At 62.9% G+C, this 14,276-nt stretch carries 13 protein-coding genes; 9 read left to right on the top strand and 4 right to left on the bottom strand.

Going from position 1 to position 14,276, the window contains the following annotated elements; all coding sequences use genetic code 11:
- Positions 1 to 59: 59 nt before the first annotated feature.
- From A477_RS0111765 to proC, 4 genes are all read left to right on the top strand, one after another.
- Positions 60 to 494: an SseB family protein gene (locus A477_RS0111765; protein ID WP_017199191.1), complete on the top strand. Its 435-nt coding sequence runs from the start codon at positions 60 to 62 to the stop codon at positions 492 to 494.
- Positions 495 to 583: 89 nt separating this feature from the next.
- Positions 584 to 1,708, top strand: a complete 1,125-nt coding sequence (locus A477_RS0111760) for a Ppx/GppA phosphatase family protein (protein WP_017199190.1) — start codon at positions 584 to 586, stop codon at positions 1,706 to 1,708.
- A 1-nt stretch (position 1,709) separates the two neighbouring features.
- Complete coding sequence (locus A477_RS0111755; protein WP_017199189.1) at positions 1,710 to 2,543, top strand: sugar phosphate isomerase/epimerase family protein; 834 nt, start codon at positions 1,710 to 1,712, stop codon at positions 2,541 to 2,543.
- A 380-nt stretch (positions 2,544 to 2,923) separates the two neighbouring features.
- Positions 2,924 to 3,754, top strand: coding sequence for a pyrroline-5-carboxylate reductase (gene proC, locus A477_RS0111750; protein WP_017199188.1), 831 nt, complete (start codon positions 2,924 to 2,926; stop codon positions 3,752 to 3,754).
- A gap of 30 nt (positions 3,755 to 3,784) precedes the next feature.
- Here proC and A477_RS0111745 read toward each other — a convergent pair whose 3' ends face one another.
- The gene (locus tag A477_RS0111745) at positions 3,785 to 4,423 is read right to left on the bottom strand and encodes a potassium channel family protein (RefSeq protein WP_011775951.1); all 639 of its coding nucleotides are present in this window, start codon (positions 4,421 to 4,423) and stop codon (positions 3,785 to 3,787) included.
- Positions 4,424 to 4,463: 40 nt separating this feature from the next.
- A complete protein-coding gene (locus A477_RS0111740) occupies positions 4,464 to 5,897 on the bottom strand; it encodes a TrkH family potassium uptake protein (RefSeq protein ID WP_026005556.1) in 1,434 nt (477 codons plus the stop codon).
- Between the two features lie 102 nt (positions 5,898 to 5,999).
- Here A477_RS0111740 and A477_RS0111735 point away from each other — a divergent pair, with 102 nt between their 5' ends.
- From A477_RS0111735 to gdhA, 3 genes are all read left to right on the top strand, one after another.
- Positions 6,000 to 7,226, top strand: a complete 1,227-nt coding sequence (locus A477_RS0111735) for an acetoin utilization protein AcuC (RefSeq protein WP_017199186.1) — start codon at positions 6,000 to 6,002, stop codon at positions 7,224 to 7,226.
- Between the two features lie 77 nt (positions 7,227 to 7,303).
- Positions 7,304 to 7,855, top strand: coding sequence for an ArsR/SmtB family transcription factor (locus tag A477_RS0111730; protein ID WP_017199185.1), 552 nt, complete (start codon positions 7,304 to 7,306; stop codon positions 7,853 to 7,855).
- 207 nt (positions 7,856 to 8,062) lie between these two features.
- Positions 8,063 to 9,400, top strand: a complete 1,338-nt coding sequence (gdhA, locus tag A477_RS0111725; RefSeq protein ID WP_017199184.1) for an NADP-specific glutamate dehydrogenase — start codon at positions 8,063 to 8,065, stop codon at positions 9,398 to 9,400.
- A gap of 75 nt (positions 9,401 to 9,475) precedes the next feature.
- Here gdhA and A477_RS0111720 read toward each other — a convergent pair whose 3' ends face one another.
- Positions 9,476 to 10,822 carry an alpha-hydroxy acid oxidase gene (locus A477_RS0111720; RefSeq protein WP_017199183.1) on the bottom strand — a complete coding sequence of 449 codons (1,347 nt, stop codon included), beginning with the start codon at positions 10,820 to 10,822 and terminating at the stop codon, positions 9,476 to 9,478.
- Between the two features lie 90 nt (positions 10,823 to 10,912).
- Here A477_RS0111720 and A477_RS0111715 point away from each other — a divergent pair, with 90 nt between their 5' ends.
- Positions 10,913 to 11,611 (top strand): FadR/GntR family transcriptional regulator, encoded by a 699-nt coding sequence (locus tag A477_RS0111715; protein WP_017199182.1) that lies wholly within the window; start codon positions 10,913 to 10,915, stop codon positions 11,609 to 11,611.
- Between the two features lie 41 nt (positions 11,612 to 11,652).
- Here the strand turns inward: A477_RS0111715 and A477_RS0111710 are convergent, their stop codons facing one another.
- Entirely contained in the window at positions 11,653 to 12,684 is a 1,032-nt protein-coding gene (locus A477_RS0111710; RefSeq protein WP_017199181.1) for a LacI family DNA-binding transcriptional regulator, read from the bottom strand.
- 181 nt (positions 12,685 to 12,865) lie between these two features.
- On the opposite strand from A477_RS0111710, the gene A477_RS0111705 reads away from it, so the two are divergent.
- Entirely contained in the window at positions 12,866 to 14,272 is a 1,407-nt protein-coding gene (locus A477_RS0111705) for a Gfo/Idh/MocA family protein (protein WP_026005555.1), read from the top strand.
- The last annotated feature ends 4 nt before the right edge of the window (positions 14,273 to 14,276 follow it).

Raw genomic sequence — 14,276 nt, 5'->3', positions numbered from 1 at the left:
GACGGCCGGGGCAGCATTCGCGAATTGCGTCCCGGCCGGCATCGTGGTCGAGTAGAACCATGACTGAACAGACGGTTTCACCGGACAACGAACCCTTGAACGACCTCGAGGCGAAGCTCGCCTCGGCCGAACAGCCGGACGCGAACCCGGTGGACGTCATCCTCGCTTTCCTGAACAACGAGGTCTACCTCGTCAGCTCGGAAGCCGTGGACGGCCCCGACTCCTCCGTTGAGCCTTTGGTCCTCTCCAACGCTGACGGCCAGCCCGTGCTGGCGGTATTCAGCCACCCGAGCCGCGTGGATGAGCGCTTCCTCGAAGCGGCCCCCCACGTCCTGGGCACCATGGGTTCAGCGATCCTGGGAAACATCGGAGACGAACTCGGGATGGTCATCAACCCCGGAAGCGAATTCGGCTTCGAAATCGACCCCGAGGGCATTGCGAACATTCGCCGCGACTTCAAGCGCGCCGACGAAGCCGGGGAGTCCGCCGAATAGCGGTTGCCCAAGCTGCCGGCAACCATACGGTCAGCGAAACGTCGTCGCCAAGTTGCTCTACGGGCTTCGAATCGGTGAATAATGGCAGAATGCGTCTTGGCGTTCTCGACATCGGGTCCAACACAGTCCACCTGCTGCTGGTGGACGCTCACCCCGGCGCGCGTCCGGTAGCTTTCGCTTCCCACAAGCGCCCCCTTTCGCTGGTGCAGTACCTCGACGGCGATGGCAACATCAACGATGCCGGCCAGCACGAGCTCATCGAGTTCGTCCTGGAAGCCTGGGAGTTCGCGGCCAGTCACAAGGCGGAGGACCTCCTGGCCTTCTGTACTTCGGCCATTCGCGAAGCAACCAACGGACCGGAGGTTCTGGCAAGGGTCAAGCACGAAACTACGGTGACGCTCCAGGAGCTCACGGGCAGTGAAGAAGCCTCCATGACTTTCTTCGCTGTACGCCGTTGGTACGGATGGGGTGCAGGTCCCATCCTGGATCTGGACATCGGTGGCGGCTCGTTTGAAATGGCGTACGGGACGGATGAACTCCCCGAATACGCCACCTCTGTTCCGCTGGGTGCCAGCCGTTTGACGCGGGACTGGCTCCACGATGATCCGCCCAGCGCCAAGAGCGTCAAGGAACTGCGGCGCTACATCCGATCCACGCTGAAACCGGTGGTTCGGGACTTCCACGAGTTGGGCCGGGCCAATCTGGTGGCCGGCACCTCTAAGACCTTCCGCTCCTTGGCGCGGATCGCCGGTGCAGCCCCCAGCGCTGCAGGGCCCTACGTGAAGCGTGAGCTCCACGCCGCAGACTTGGGTCTGTGGGCACAGCGGATATCGGCCATGACCGTGGAAGACAGGTTGTACCTTCCTGGCGTTTCCGACGCCCGCGCCCGACAGTTGCTGGCAGGCGCCCTCGTTGCTGAAGCGGCCCTCGAGCTCTTTGAATTCCCCAAGATGGAGATTTGTCCCTGGGCGCTTCGTGAAGGCCTGATCCTGCGCCGCCTGGACCAGCTGGTTTTCGAGGAAGCCCTGGATCCGGCGCCGCACGTGGGCAAGCGCAAGAAGGACAAATCGAAGAAAAAGGCAGCCAAGGAAGCCGCCAAGGCTGCAGACAAAGAAGACGAACCCCACCCGGGGTTCAAAGAATTCCCGGTCCCTGTAAACACACCGTCCCCATCACCCATACCAGCCCCAGTGGCAGGCGGGCTGGCCTCCTGAGATGAGCAACGACGTCGAACCTGAAGTGAATGACCGCCAAATTCCCGTGGCCCTGTCCAGTGCATCCGTGTACCCCCTGAGCGTCCATGACGCCTTCGCGGTGGCGCAGGACCTGGGTTACGAAGGCGTGGAGGTGATGGTTACCAACAACGCGGTCAGCCAGAACCCGGATGCCTTGATCCAGCTAAGCCACCGGTACCACCAGGAGATCGTCTCCATCCATGCCCCTACATTGTTGTTGACGCAACAGGTGTGGGGTACGGCGTGGAACAAGATTGAGAAATCCTGCCAAATGGCCGCGGACGTCGGATGCGACACCGTGGTGGTCCATCCGCCATTCCGCTGGCAGTCGAACTATGCGGAGAACTTCGTTGAGGGCGTCCGTGAAATCGCGGCGAGGTACCGCGTGCGCATAGCCGTGGAAAACATGTATCCGTGGCGCGTCCGTGGCCGTGAGGCGGTGGCCTACCTGCCGCACTGGGACCCGTTGGGCCAGGATTACGACGACGTCACTTGGGACTTCTCCCACGCCGCCACTGCCGGCGCCAACAGCCTGGAAGCTATCAAGGCACTTGGAAATAAACTCCGCCACGTCCATCTCACCGACGGTTCGGGTTCGGGCAAGGACGAGCATCTGGTGCCCGGCACCGGAACGCAGCAGTGCGCTGATGCCTTGCAGCATTTGGCAGCCACGGGTTTCGATGGCGTCGTAGTGGCCGAGATTTCAACCCGCAAGGCGAAGGTTGCGGGGGAGCGCGAGGAAATGCTGGCAGAGACCCTGCGTTTCGCCCGACAGCACCTCAGCGTCCCGTTGTTGCGCAGCGTAGACAACTAGCAAGCATGGACAACTAGCAAGCGTAGACAACTAGCAAGCATAGACAACTAGCCGGCGTCGAGCGCTGTACGCCAGCGCCTCGCCTTGTTCGCCTGACCCACCCCACAGGGGCGTGTCAGGCGGATAAGCGCGGGGTTCGCGCGGTCCGCGGTGGTTAAATGCGAAAGCACCGGCGGCCGAATCGGGAAATGGGGGAAAACCCGCCCGGCCACCGGTGCTGCTGGCGGACATCCCCATGCCCGCCTCATCACTCGCACCCTCAATGAGGTAACTACTAAGTTACGGACCAAGAATGAGTGCTGCCTGCAATAACCTTGGGAGCAAGCTGGGAATCTGGAATTCGTTAGACCCCGTCCAAGGCCAACTGCAATGATGGAGCCATGAGCAACCGAATCGCATTCCTTGGCTGTGGATCCATGAACGAGGCTATCCTGGCAGGCCTGCTTGCCGCCGGGACAGACCCGTCCGACATCGTCGCCACGGTCCGCCGTGCCGGGCGGGCGGACGAACTCGCCCAGCGCCATGGGGTCATGGCCATCGCAGGCGAGGAGGAACCGGACAACAACAAATTGGCCACCAAAGGCTCCAGCATGGTTATTTTGGGCGTCAAGCCCGTGGGCATTCTGGACTTGGCCCGGGAGATCAGCCCGGCGTTGGGGAAGGACACGATCGTTGTCAGCGTCGCGGCGGCAGTCTCCATCGCCCAGCTCGAAGCGGCGCTGCCGGACGGACAACCGGTGATCCGCACCATGCCCAATACGCCCGCAAGGCTGGGCCGCGGAGTCATCTCCGTCTCCCCGGGTACGCATTGCACGCCTGAGCAGCTGGCAATGGCCAAGAAGGCACTTGCCGGTGCCGGCACGGTGGTCCAGATTCCGGAGGAACAGGTGGACGCACTGTCCGCCATCAGCGGTTCCGGCCCGGCCTACGCGTTCTACCTCGCCGAAGCCATGGCGGCGGCCGGCGTCGAGCTTGGTTTGGACGAGGAACTGTCCGTGATGCTTGCCCGCGAAACCGTGGCAGGTGCCGGCTTCATGTTGGCCGAACCGGGAGCAAACCCCTCTGCCCTCCGCATCGCCGTCACCAGCCCGAATGGGACCACCGAGCGGGCCATCGCGGCCTTCGACGACGGCGGGATCCCCAAGATTATCGCCGACGGCGCCCGCGCGGCCGCAGCCCGGGCAGCAGAAATTACCAAGCAGCTCGGCTAAACCTACGGCTGGACCGCTACGGCTGGTCCGCTACGGTCGCGCCGCGAAGCGCTCCAGCAGGTCCACGTGTCCGGACACGATCAACATATCGTGGCCGGACACTTTGGTTTCCGGCCGGGCGTATGTGAAGTCCTCTCCCGGGGTTTTCACGCCGACAATGGTCACGCCGTACTTCGAACGGACCTTGGACTCCTCCAGGGTGAAGCCTACGGTTTCCTTGGGCGGGTACATCTTGACGATCGCGTAGTCGTCGTCGAACTCGATGAAGTCCAGCATCCGCCCGGACACCAAGTGGGCTGCTCGGACACCGGCGTCGGCCTCCGGATAGATCACGTGGTTGGCACCGATCCGGGTGAGGATCTTGCCGTGTGACGGCGTGATGGCCTTGACCCAGAGATGCTGGATGCCCAGGTCCACCAGGTTCACAGTGATGAGCACTGAGGACTCGATGGAGGTGCCAACGCCCACCACCGCTGAGCTGAATTCCTGGGCACCGAGCTGGCGCAGGGCATCAATATTGGTGGCATCGGCTTCCACCACGTGCGTGAGCACAGGCGCCCACTTCTGGACAAGGGTGCGGTCACGTTCGATAGCCAGGACTTCACGGCCCTGCTTGACCAGTTGCTCAGCCGTCGCGGAACCGAACCGGCCAAGGCCAATCACCAGCACTGGTGCGTTGTGGGCGGGGCGGTTGGCTGCCCCTGTGCTACTAGCCAATGATTGGCCTCTCTTCCGGGTAGTGGTACAGCTGGCTGCGTTGGCGCAGGGCCAACCCGGCCGCGAGGGTTACGGTGCCGACACGGCCGGCGAACATCAGCGCGGTTAAGACGTAAACGCCCGACGGCGGCAGCTCGGCACTGAGGTTTGTGCTGAGTCCCACGGTGGCGAAGGCGGAGATGGATTCAAAGAGCACCCTGTCCAGGGAGGCGCCGCTGATGGACAGGAGCAGGAAAGCCGCCACTGATACCAGGGTGGCTCCGGCCACGATCACGGAGATGGCCACGCGCATGGTGCCCTGCGGAATGGTGCGGCCGTAAACCTTCACGTCGGCGTCTCCGCGGGCTTCGGCCATGATGGCCAGGAACATGACCGCGATGGTGGTCACCTTGATGCCGCCCGCCGTGGACGCAGAGCCGCCGCCTGCGAACATCAGGGCGTCAGTGAGGAGCATGGTGGTGGATTCCATATGGTTCTGGTCCACCAGGTTGAAGCCACCCGAGCGGGTCATGACGGAGGCGAATAGTGAATGGATCACCTTGTCGCCCATGTCCATGCGGCCGATGGTGCGCATGTTGTCCCACTCCATCAAAGCCCACAGGACAGTGCCTGCCGCGAGCAGGATGAAGGAGACCTGGATTGTGAGCTTGGTGTGGAGGTTCCACTTTTTCCAGTTGAGCCCGTTCTGCTGCAGCACCATCACCACGGGGAAGCCGAGGCTGCCGAGGAAGACGCCCAACATGAGGGGAATGAGGATCCAAAGGTCGGTTTCGTAGGGGACGATGCCGTCCGAATGTGGCGTGAATCCGGCATTGTTGAAGGCGGAGATCGAGTAGAAGACACCGTGCCAGACGGCCTGCCAGAATGGTTCGCCCAGCACCATGAACCGGGGAACCAGGGCTATGGCCAGGGCCGCCTCAATAACCACGGACGTGACGATGACAATGCGCAGCAGCGTACCAACCTCGCCGAGCCTGCCGGCGTTGTTCATGGCTTCCTGGGCTATGAGCTTGCCGCGCACCCCCAGCCGTTTGCTGACCATGAGGGCCAGCAGCGAGGCGAGGGTGAGTGTGCCGAGACCACCAACGAAGATGCCCACCAAAATGACCAGCTGGCCAAAGAAGGTCCAGTGCGTTGCCGTGGAAACCACTGTCAACCCGGTGACGCAGACGGCGGAGACCGCCGTAAACATGGATTGGTGCAGGGGCGTGACTGTGCCGGCCGTGGAAGCGGCGGGGAGGGACAGCAATCCGGTAAAAACCAGGATCACCACGGCAAAGACGGTCAATGCCAAGCGGGCGGGGGAGGTGTTGGCAATGTTGTCAACGAAGTCGCGCACGCGCGTGAAGATCCAGAGACCTTCCCGCTCCTGCTGGTTGGGTTGCCAGCTAGTCGGGCTCGTGGACCGCGACTGGCTTTGAGACATGGCGCTCTTCCTCGGTTGAACAAGCTTTCCTGAGTAGTAAACCACTATTCCTGCGGCGTAACCGGGCGGTAGGCTACTCTGGGCTCAGGTAGCCTGTTCTGGATGAACTCACGGCTTGGAACAACAGCTTCCAGCATTACGCGGTCCGCATTGCCAACGACGGTGGTGTGGGATCCAGCCATGACTGCCTATAACTTTGGTCCGGGTCACCCCATGGCGCCGCAGCGGCTGGAACTTACCGCGCGGCTGGCCGAATCCCTTGGCCTGTTTGACCACAAGCATGTGGCCGTCGAAGCACCGACGGTGGCCACCGACGTCGAACTTTTTACTGTGCACAGCCGCGAATACGTGGAGGCCGTGCGCCGCGTCAGCGTCGATCCCTCGGCTCCCGAGGAGGACCGCGGACTGGGAACTGAGGACGATCCCGCGTTCGCCGGGATGCATGAGGCCAGCGCCCGGCTCGCCGGCGGTTCGCTGCTGGCGGCAGAGGCCATCCTGTCCGGCCAGGCTGTTCGTGCTGTGAACTTCAGTGGCGGGATGCATCATGCTGCGAGGGAGCGGGCCAGCGGTTTTTGCGTTTACAACGACGTTGCGATGGCTATCCAAAGGCTGCTCGACGGCGGCGTGCAACGCGTCATGAGTATCGACGTGGACGCCCATCACGGCGATGGCACGCAGAGCATTTTCTGGAACGACCCCCGCGTCATGACCATCAGCCTGCACGAAACGGGCCTCACGCTTTTCCCCGGGACAGGGTTTGCCAACGAAACGGGCGGCCCAGATGCTCCAGGGACCGTGGTAAACGTCGCGCTTCCTGCGTTTACCGGCGACGCGGCCTGGCTGCGGGCTTTCCATGCGGTGGTCCCGCAGCTGGTCGGTGCTTTCCAACCCGAAGTCATTGTCAGCCAGCACGGCTGCGATTCGCATCGCGACGATCCGCTGACGCACCTCAACCTGAGCGTTGATGGACAGCGTGAGGCGGCTTCCGCCGTCGCCGGCCTTGCGGCCCGCTATTGCGATAACCGCTGGATCGCTACCGGGGGAGGCGGCTACGACGTCACCGGTGTTGTGCCGCGCGCTTGGAGCCACCTGATCGGGATGGTGACGCAACGACCGGTGCCGCTCAGCACGCCCGTACCCGAAGCATGGCGGACCTACGTGAGGGAGACGTACGGTGTGTGGGCCCCGGAGTCGATGAGCGACGACGTGGACGTTTGGTGGCGCTCCTGGGAGGTCGGCTACGATCCCGCGGACGAGGTTGACCGGACCGTCATTGCCACGCGCAAAGAGATCTTCCCCCTCTACGGCTTGGACCCTTGGTTCGACTGACGGTCCTGGGTCGACTATTGCTGTAGTGCCACGAAACAGGGATGCCAATCGGCGTATATGTCGCTAGGGTGGGAGGCATGGTGACTGACGACGTATTTGCCGTCATAGCTGAGGCAACCAGGCGCGACATTCTGGTCTCCCTCCGCTCTGGGGATAAAGCTGTAGGCGAACTGGTGGAAGAGCTGGCTGCGAGCCAGCCCACCATCTCCAAGCATTTGAAGGTGCTTCGCGAGGCGGACCTCGTCAGCATGCGCGCCCAGGGCCAAAAGCGCTTCTACGCGCTGAATCCCAAGCCGCTAGCCGGCGTCGCCAGCTGGCTGGAGACGTTCGACGTCGGCACTCCGGCGCCCGCCGTCGTCGCGCCTTCCGAGGCGACACCCGCCGCCGAGCCCGCTGCCGCTGCTGTTGTTGCCTCCCCGCCGGAGGCCCCGGCCACCCGCACGGACGCGATAGGCCAGGCTGTGAAGGTGCATGCGAGCGGAACCCCGGTCACTTTGGATCCTGCGTCGGACGACACTGTGCCTCAACAGATCGGCCGTACCGTAGGCCGGGCGGCAACTAAGGCCGCTGATCTCTTGGCGAACCTTCCGAACTTGCCTAACCTTCCCAAGTTCGGGCGAAAGCGATAGTCAGCCTCGAGTTAACGTGATCCTTCTCACATTGTGAGTTTTCGTTAACCTCGTGTTTCCTTGAGATTTCAATGATTTTCTACACTTGTGTTAACTCCTTGATCCGAGTCACATTGCCTCCGGATGGAGATCCCATATCCCTCGGTGCAACCATGAGCGGGACTGACCGTCTCGCCGCTGGCCGGCGCACTGAGGATAGGAAGACGCATGGATTCAAGGCTCGAAGCAGTCCGCGACACTGTGTTGGCGCGGAACCCGGGGGAGAAGGAATTCCACCAGGCCGTCACTGAGGTCTTCGAAAGCCTTGGCCCTGTTCATGATCGTCATCCTGAATTCCTTGAGGGCGCTGTCCTTGAACGCCTGTGCGAGCCCGAGCGCCAGATCATCTTCCGCGTTCCCTGGACCGACGATGCCGGCCGCGTCCACGTAAACCGTGGCTTCCGCGTGGAGTTCAACTCCGCCCTCGGCCCGTATAAGGGCGGCCTGCGGTTCCACCCCTCGGTGTATCTGGGAATCGTGAAGTTCCTCGGCTTCGAACAGATCTTCAAGAACGCGCTCACCGGCATGCCCATTGGCGGCGGCAAGGGCGGCTCGGACTTTGATCCCCGCGGGCGTTCCGACGCCGAAATCATGCGCTTCTGCCAGTCGTTCATGACTGAGCTGTACCGCCACATCGGCGAGTACACCGACGTCCCGGCCGGTGACATCGGCGTGGGCGGCCGCGAGATCGGCTACCTCTTCGGCCAGTACAAGCGCATCACCAACCGCTATGAGTCCGGCGTCCTCACTGGCAAGGGGATCTCGTGGGGCGGCTCCCTGGTTCGTCCCGAAGCCACCGGTTACGGCACAGTGATCTTCGCCCAGGAGATGCTCAAGACCCGTGGACAGTCCTTCGACGGACAGCGCGTTGTGGTCTCCGGTTCGGGCAACGTCGCCATCCACGCGATCGCCAAGGCGCAGGCCTTGGGTGCAACCGTTGTGGCTTGCTCGGACTCGGCCGGCTACATCGTGGACGAGGCCGGGATCGACGTCGCGCTTTTGAGCCGGATCAAGGAAGTGGAGCGCGGGCGCCTGACGGAGTACGCCGCACGTCGGCCGGGGGCAAACCACGTTTCGGGGGGTTCCGTCTGGGACGTCAATGGCACCGTGGCCTTGCCCTGCGCAACGCAGAACGAACTCGACGGCGAGGCCGCGGCCAAGTTGGTCAGCAACGGCCTGATCGCAGTGGCTGAAGGCGCCAACATGCCTTCCACCCGTTCAGCTGTGTCAGTCTTCCAGGAAGCCGGGATCCTGTTCGGACCGGGCAAGGCCGCGAACGCCGGTGGTGTTGCTACCTCCGCGCTGGAAATGCAACAGAACGCGAGCCGTGACTCCTGGTCCTTTGAGCACACGGAACAGCGCCTCACCGAGATCATGGTGGGAATTCATGATCGCTGCGCCGAGACGGCCGACGAATACGGTGCGCCCGGAAACTACGTAGTGGGTGCCAATATCGGCGGCTTCGTCAAGGTAGCTGACGCCATGCTGGCACAGGGCCTGATCTAGTACCCCTTGCCCAACCGGGTAGCAGTAGGGGCCGTTTTAAAAAAACGGCCCCTACTGCTACCTATCTGGGTGGCTTTAGCGCTGGAGCAGCCGCACGTGGTCCGGGTTCAGGTCCGCTACTTTGCTGACGCCCAGGAGTGCCATGGTGCGGGTCATGTCCTTCTCGAGGATCTGGATGGTGCGGTCCACGCCTTCGCGTCCACCGGCCATCAGGCCGTAGAGGTACGCGCGGCCGATCAAGGCGAAGTCTGCGCCCAAAGCCAGGGCTGCCACGATGTCCGCCCCGCTCATGATGCCCGTGTCCAGCATGACGGCAGCCTTGCTGTTGTCCGCCTTCAAGGCCTCAGTGACCTCCGGCAGCAGGTGGAACGGGATGGGTGCGCGGTCCAGTTGGCGGCCGCCGTGGTTGGACAGGATGATGCCATCGGCGCCGTGGTCCACTACCTTGCGGGCGTCTTCAACGGTCTGGATGCCCTTCACCACCAGCTTGCCCTTCCAGGTTTCGCGCAGCCAGTCGAGGTCCTCGTAGGTCAGGGTGGGGTCGAACATCGAGTTGATGAGGTCAGCCACGGTGCCGGTGTAGCGCGAGAGCGAGGCAAACGTCAGGGGTTCGTGGGTGAGGAAATTGAACCACCAGGCCGGGCGGTAAGAGGCGTCCAGGACGGTCTTGATGGTCAGTGCCGGAGGGATGGTCATGCCGTTGCGGACATCGCGGAGCCGGGCGCCGGCAACTGCGGTGTCGACGGTGACCATGAGGGTGTCGTTGCCGGCTTTGGCCGCACGCTCAATCAGTTCAAGGGAGCGCTGGCGGTCCGTCCATAGGTATAGCTGGAACCAGTTGCGGCCGTTCGGGGCGGCGGTGGCAACGTCCTCGATGGACGCGGTGCCCATGGTGGACAGCGTGTAGGGAATGCCTGCAGCTTCTGCAGCTTGCGAGCCCGCGTATTCACCCTCCGACTGCATCATGCGCGTGAAACCCGTGGGTGCAATACCGAACGGGAGTCGCGATTCCTTGCCCAGGATGTCGGTGCGGAGGTCGATCCTCGAAACGTCGCGCAGGATGCCCGGACGGAACTCGATGTCCTGGAATGCCTGGCGTGCCCGGCGGAGGGTGATCTCCTCTTCGGCGGCACCGTCTGTGTAATCGAAGGGTGCCTGCGGCGTGCGGCGCTTGGCCATGTCACGCAGTTCCCAGATGGTGCTGGCGCGCTTTAAGCGCGCGGTCTTGCTGAACTCGGGCTTCTTGAACTGCATGAGCGGGGCCAGGTCGGAAACCTTGGGTACGCGGCGCTTCAGTGCAGGCGGCTGAGGTGCAGATGATTGCACGACGGCGGACTGCGGCTGGACGGTGCGTGCCACGTTTTGATCGCTGCCTGCATTGGCTGGGGCAGCGGTGGTCTTGGGGTCGAGGGTGTCGGTCATGCGGTTCTCCCTTGAAATCTGTGGTCCTACCACTGTGGTCTAACCACACTGTAATCCATGTGGTTGGACCACATCAACTAGTATTCCGTTATGCGTACCCACGAGTTGGTCCTGCAATGGATCGAGAAGCAGCTGTCTGACGGAGACCTCACTTTGGGCGGCCGGCTCCCGGGGGAACGTGCCATGGCTGAGCAACTGCAGGTTTCCCGGACCTCGGTGCGCGAGGCTGTGAGGATCCTTGAGGCCATGGGCGTGGTCCGGGCCGGCGTGGGTTCGGGCAAGGATGCCGGGACTGTGGTGATTGCCGAGCCGGGCTCCGCCCTTGGCTCTACGCTTCGGCTGCATGTAGCCACGCGCCATCTTCCCGTGGCAGACATCGTGGAGACCCGCGTGCTGCTGGAATCGTGGGCTGCGGAACGGGCCCACGTGGGCGTGCCGGCGCTGACGGAAGCCGCGGAGCTGCTGGACCAGATGGATGTGGCCCCGGACATTGACTCATTCCTGGCACTTGACGCGCGCTTTCACGTGGCGCTTGCCCAAGCGGCGGGCAACTCCGTGGTCAGCGCCATGATGGCCTCGCTTCGAGGCGCGATCGAGAACTATGCCAGTGAACTGACCGGTAATCTCCCCGACTGGAATGCGACGTGCAGCAGGCTTCGGGCTGAGCACCGTGCCATCCTCGCCGCAGTGAACAATAACGACGGCGGCAAAGCTGCCGAGCTTGTTGCCGCCCACATTCAAGGCTTCTACAAGGAGGCCGGCGTGGGCTCAAGCCCTTTGCCCACATGACACTTAATACTTATGCTCGGCGCAAACATTGGCATTAAGTGTCAACTCGCGGGCTTGAGGGCCGGCGCCGCGGTGCTCTTGCGGATCTCCATCCTGGGTGAGAACTCGTCCTGAGCCTGGGAGGGGGCCTCGCCCGCCTGCTGGATCTGTTCCCGCATCCTTCGCCAAGCCAGGCTTCCGAGCTCGTTGATGGGCACAGCCGCGGTGGTTAGCGGGGGAGTGGTGTATTTGGCGAAGGGGATGTCATCAAATCCCGTTACTGAGATGTCTTCCGGGACGCGCACTCCGCGCTCGTGGAGACCGCTGAGCAGCCCCATGGCTACGAGGTCGTTGAATGCCAGGATTCCGGTGGCACCACTGGCGATGATGGCCTCGGTGGACTCATGGCCGGAGTCGAAGTTGGAACCGCCGTGGAGCATTTGCAACTCAATTTCCGGGTGCTCCTCGCGGAATTGGTCCAAGCCCACCAGGCGTTGGCGATTGGATGCACTGTGCTCCGGGCCGGAGAGGAACACCAGGCGGCGGTGGCCCAGGGTCACCAGGTGCTGTGCCAGTTCCTGGATGCCCTGCCCGTAGTCCACGCTCAGGCTCGGAGTATTGGTGGCAATGGTGGTGCGGTTGATCAGCACCAGCGGATGCAGGGTGGGGGCCAACTCCTCCAGCTCGGCATCGCTCATGCGGGGAGCGCAAAGCACCACGCCATCGCAGCGGCGGCGGGCCTCGCCGGCGAGGATGGCTTCCTCGCTGGTAACTTCCGAGGAATCGGCAATGAGGACGCGGTACCCGTCCTGGGCAGCTGCGATGCTGAGTCCGCGGAGGATTGCCTGGAAGGTGGGGTTGGCCAGGTCCGGAACCACGATTCCGATGGTGTCTGTCTTGCCGAGTGCCAGGCTGCGCCCCACTGGATTAGGTTGGTATTTCAATTCAACCGCGGCAGCCCGAACCCTCGCGGCAATACCGGGATCCACAGCGGCATTACCGTTCATGACACGTGAAACGGTGGCGTGCGAGACGCCCGCCTTCTCTGCGACGTCGGCGATGCCTACGCGCCTGTTGGTGTTCCTGCGTGCCATGTGGCCCCTTCCCATTGGTCGCCTCCCGCAAGCTCCGTCGTTGGAGCAGTGGTTGACGTGACCACCAGAGTCTTGATACAAAGCTTATAACGCTCTGAGAAAACGCTTTCTCATGATTCTTCCCATACGAAGCCGGGCCGTCAAGCGGTTCACTCCTGCCTTCCTGAAAGGGGCACCCCACATGGTCAACGTCGACTCAGCCGAAACCAAGACCGAATCTGCCGAAACGACCACCCAGCCCCCCAAACGGACCCGTATCGCCCTGATTGGAACCGGTGGCCGCTCGGAGATGTATATCCGGGCCCTCTACGGGCAACACGCGGATGTCGCAGAACTCATTGCGCTCTCGGACGTCAACCAAGGTCGCGTGGGCTTCTACCAGGACCTGATCAAAGAACTCGGCGGGACTGAGCCGGTGGCTTCCTTCGCGCCTGGCCAGCTCACCAGCTTCATCCAGGCCAACGGCATCGAGCGGGTCATCGTCACCACGCCCGACTACACCCATGCGGACTACATCGTTGAAGCGCTTGAGGCTGGTGCCGACGTCGTGGTTGAAAAGCCCTTGACCATCGATGTGGAGGGCTGCCGCCGCATTACCGACGCCGTGGCGAAGACCGGACGCAACGTGGTGGTGACCTTCAACTACCGCTACTCGCCGCGCAACACCGCTCTCAAGGAAGTCATCCAGAACGGCGTGATCGGCAAGGTCACGTCCGTCGACTTCAGCTGGGTGCTGGACACCGTGCACGGCGCTGACTACTTCCGCCGCTGGCACCGTGAGAAGAAGAACTCCGGTGGCCTGCTCATCCACAAGGCTTCCCACCACTTCGACCTGGTCAACTGGTGGATCAACGACGTCCCGGAGCGTGTTTTCGCCTCAGGTGGCCTGCGCTTCTACGGCGAAAAGAACGCTGCCGAGCGAGGCCTGGGAGAACGTCCGGAGCGCGGCACCGTTGATGGTTTGGAGCACGATCCATTCCGCCTGGACATGCGCGAGGACGAGCGCCTGAAGGCACTTTATTTCGACAACGAGAAATTCGACGGCTACATCCGCGACCAGGATGTTTTCACTGAGGGCATCACCATCGAGGACAACCTCGCCCTCGTAGTGGACTACCAGGGAGGCCCCACGCTGAGCTACTCCCTGAACGCCCACAGCCCGTGGGAAGGCTACCGCGTCACCGTCAATGGCACCGAAGGCCGGGCCGAACTCGAAGTGGTGGAACGCGCCGCCGTAGAGTCCAGCACCGACAAGAAGACCGTGGTGGACCCGAGCGCCACGCCCATCGAGGAAGATGACGCAGTGCGCCGGAACGGCGAGCGCCTGGTGGTCCAACGCCATTGGGAAGCTGCTTACGAAGTTCCGATCATCAACGGCGAGGGCGGCCATGGTGGCGGAGACAATCTGCTGCTCTCGGACCTCTTCAACGGCCCGGGAGTCGACCCGCTGGGCCGCCCTTCCGGCTACATCGACGGCCTCCGCTCCGTGTCGGTGGGTATTGCCGGAAACGCGTCCTTGGACTCCGCCCTTCCCGTCCGCATCAGTGAACTTGGCCTCGGCGTCGATCTCAGCCGCGGCCAGGCCTGACCGT

Source organism: Arthrobacter sp. M2012083, assembly GCF_000281065.1.
Taxonomy (GTDB): Bacteria; Actinomycetota; Actinomycetes; order Actinomycetales; family Micrococcaceae; genus Arthrobacter.
Note: the sequence above shows the minus strand (reverse complement) of the source record. Positions and strands in the feature narration are given on the sequence as shown.

What these genes read in the sequence shown, in the direction of transcription:
- A477_RS0111765 (WP_017199191.1), top strand. Translation starts at nt 60, where the DNA reads ATGACTGAACAGACGGTTTCACCGGACAACGAACCCTTGAACGACCTC.
- A477_RS0111760 (WP_017199190.1), top strand. Translation starts at nt 584, where the DNA reads ATGCGTCTTGGCGTTCTCGACATCGGGTCCAACACAGTCCACCTGCTG.
- A477_RS0111755 (WP_017199189.1), top strand. Translation starts at nt 1,710, where the DNA reads ATGAGCAACGACGTCGAACCTGAAGTGAATGACCGCCAAATTCCCGTG.
- proC (WP_017199188.1), top strand. Translation starts at nt 2,924, where the DNA reads ATGAGCAACCGAATCGCATTCCTTGGCTGTGGATCCATGAACGAGGCT.
- A477_RS0111740 (WP_026005556.1), bottom strand. Translation starts at nt 5,897, where the DNA reads ATGTCTCAAAGCCAGTCGCGGTCCACGAGCCCGACTAGCTGGCAACCC.
- A477_RS0111735 (WP_017199186.1), top strand. Translation starts at nt 6,000, where the DNA reads ATGAACTCACGGCTTGGAACAACAGCTTCCAGCATTACGCGGTCCGCA.
- A477_RS0111730 (WP_017199185.1), top strand. Translation starts at nt 7,304, where the DNA reads ATGGTGACTGACGACGTATTTGCCGTCATAGCTGAGGCAACCAGGCGC.
- gdhA (WP_017199184.1), top strand. Translation starts at nt 8,063, where the DNA reads ATGGATTCAAGGCTCGAAGCAGTCCGCGACACTGTGTTGGCGCGGAAC.
- A477_RS0111720 (WP_017199183.1), bottom strand. Translation starts at nt 10,822, where the DNA reads ATGACCGACACCCTCGACCCCAAGACCACCGCTGCCCCAGCCAATGCA.
- A477_RS0111715 (WP_017199182.1), top strand. Translation starts at nt 10,913, where the DNA reads ATGCGTACCCACGAGTTGGTCCTGCAATGGATCGAGAAGCAGCTGTCT.
- A477_RS0111710 (WP_017199181.1), bottom strand. Translation starts at nt 12,684, where the DNA reads ATGGCACGCAGGAACACCAACAGGCGCGTAGGCATCGCCGACGTCGCA.
- A477_RS0111705 (WP_026005555.1), top strand. Translation starts at nt 12,866, where the DNA reads ATGGTCAACGTCGACTCAGCCGAAACCAAGACCGAATCTGCCGAAACG.